A 2,032-nucleotide genomic window follows, 5' to 3' on the forward strand; every position below is an offset into this window, starting at 1 on the left:
GCGCTGCTCCGATGAAAGAGCTACCTCGTGCATACGCAATGCCGCGCAACAGGCGCGCAACGCGTAATCCTCCTGACTTTGCGGTGCACCAAACAGGGCCAGCACGCCATCGCCGCGCAATTGGTTCACGATCCCTCCGAATGCCTGTACGGCATCCAACATCACCGTCACGGTCGGGTTGAGAATCGCTTCTGCGTCATCGGGGGATAGGCCTGCGACAAGGTTCGTTGAATTGACGATGTCTGCAAACAGCACCGTAACATGCTTGAGTTCTCCCTCTCGGTCTGAATGAGAGGTCTCTCCCGGATGCAATGGAGCACCGCAGGCATCGCAAAAGCGCGCCCCCGCTCGAGCGGGGTTCGCGCATCGTGGGCAGGGGCAAGGCTCTGGCGATGGGGTATTGGACATTCCGCCGCCCCTTTGGCTGGCCTCCTTGGAGTTCAGTCTAATCTGCAGACAATGTCTGCTCTCATCCCGGACCGGCGTACTTGCTTCCGGAGATCGCGGCCTTCGCTTTACCCACTGAGTCTGCGATGACGTCCTCAAAGGGCATGATCGAAACGAGTTCGATGCTCTTGATTCCAGGCTGCGTCGACAGCGCTATCTTGAAGGCCTGCGCAGAGTTCTTGTCCTGGAAAGCGAGAACGGCGATGAGATCGTCACGCCCGAATATTCCAAACTTTTCCAGTACGACGTGCTGCAGCTTCTTGTTGCGATAGGGATCCCTTTCATAGAAATGAAACGAAGCGAACGACCCGCCAAGCTTGGCTATGAGATCGCGGACCGGCCCCAACCTCTGATCGAAGGTGGGTGCCTTTTGGACGATATCTTTCCAGCCCGTCGTCGAATATGAAAGCTTAAGAAAGTAATGCTCCATGAAGACCCCCGAATCTGACTGCTACTGTTTGGGTGCCGTGTGTGGATTGCGTGAGACCAGTTTCTAATAGCGAACCAACTGGGTTGTGCCATCTCCCTTGACTGCAGGTCTCTCGCGCCTTCTTGGGCCGATTAGAATGAGAGCTTTCCAGCTAGGCTCATGACTCCGCGCTACAAGCCGGATTGAAGGCTGATTGGCTTGCCGGGGCGGTGATCAGGCGAGCGAGATTAGCCACAAAAGCATCCTGAGCCAAGCGATGATGATGGGCAGGCCGTGAAGGATAAGCAGCAGTCATGCGCAGAATAGTATGTGGGTGCCAATCACGGCCAACTCGCCGTCAGGCGTACCCGGCAAAGCACCCTCACCAGGCGGGGGGCAATGAGGAGCGGATTCTCATTCGTTTCGGCGGCATCAATTGCGTCAACCAGCCGACGATCCGCCCGAGAGGTAGACCCTAGCCTGGATCCGCATCGAAATGCCGCCCCAAGAGGTGCTCTCCACAACCGCCGCTTGTGACCCGGAGCCGACGAGTCTTCGTCCTCCCAGAAGCGCTCGCCTTGCCGGCGCTCTCGACACATTCCAGCATCGTTTCACGCATGCTATCCGGCTGGGCGCAAGCAGAAGAGATGAGCCCTAACTCAACTCGCTTGAGCCGAGCTGGGTCCTCTTGTGACCAATGTCACAGAGCAAGCATTTGCTTTTCGTCATGCTCTGTCTAATCTTTCAGACTGCATTCCGGGGGGACTGCTGTGAGTCGTTTTGGTCCTTTTGCTTTATTAATATTCGCCGTCTTGCTTGCCTGCGGTCCGGCCCATGCCGAGAAGCGCGTGGCGCTKGTGATCGGCAATTCCGCCTACAAGAGCGTCCCCCGGCTCAGCAACCCGGTCAACGATGCCACCCTGGTCGGCGGCATGTTCAAGAAGGCCGGCTTCGACGATGTCGATGTCAGGCTCGACCTCAACGCCGCCGACATGCGCCGGTCGCTGCGCGAGTTCGCGGGCAGGACCCGCGATGCCCAAGTTGCCGTCATTTACTATGCCGGGCACGGCATCGAGCTCGACGGCACGAACTATTTGATCCCCACGGATGCCGCGCTGGAAACCGACGGCGACGTGCTCGACGAGACCGTCGCGCTCGACCGGGCGCTCTTTGCGG

Annotated in this window: 3 protein-coding genes; 1 reads left to right on the forward strand and 2 read right to left on the reverse strand. The window is 58.3% G+C overall.

Annotated features, from left to right (window positions below; translation table 11 throughout):
* Positions 1-408, reverse strand: a 408-nt coding sequence (locus tag AC1D00_RS38515; RefSeq protein ID WP_477014280.1) for an adenylate/guanylate cyclase domain-containing protein, incomplete at its 3' end; no start/stop codon positions are given.
* A gap of 61 nt (positions 409-469) precedes the next feature.
* Positions 470-877, reverse strand: a complete 408-nt coding sequence (locus tag AC1D00_RS38520; protein ID WP_477014281.1) for a hypothetical protein — start codon at positions 875-877, stop codon at positions 470-472.
* A gap of 749 nt (positions 878-1,626) precedes the next feature.
* Here AC1D00_RS38520 and AC1D00_RS38525 point away from each other — a divergent pair.
* The coding region (locus tag AC1D00_RS38525) for a caspase family protein (RefSeq protein WP_477014282.1) at positions 1,627-2,032 on the forward strand (406 nt) is incomplete at its 3' end.

It is taken from the genome of Bradyrhizobium sp. P2_E8 (genome assembly GCF_056403875.1).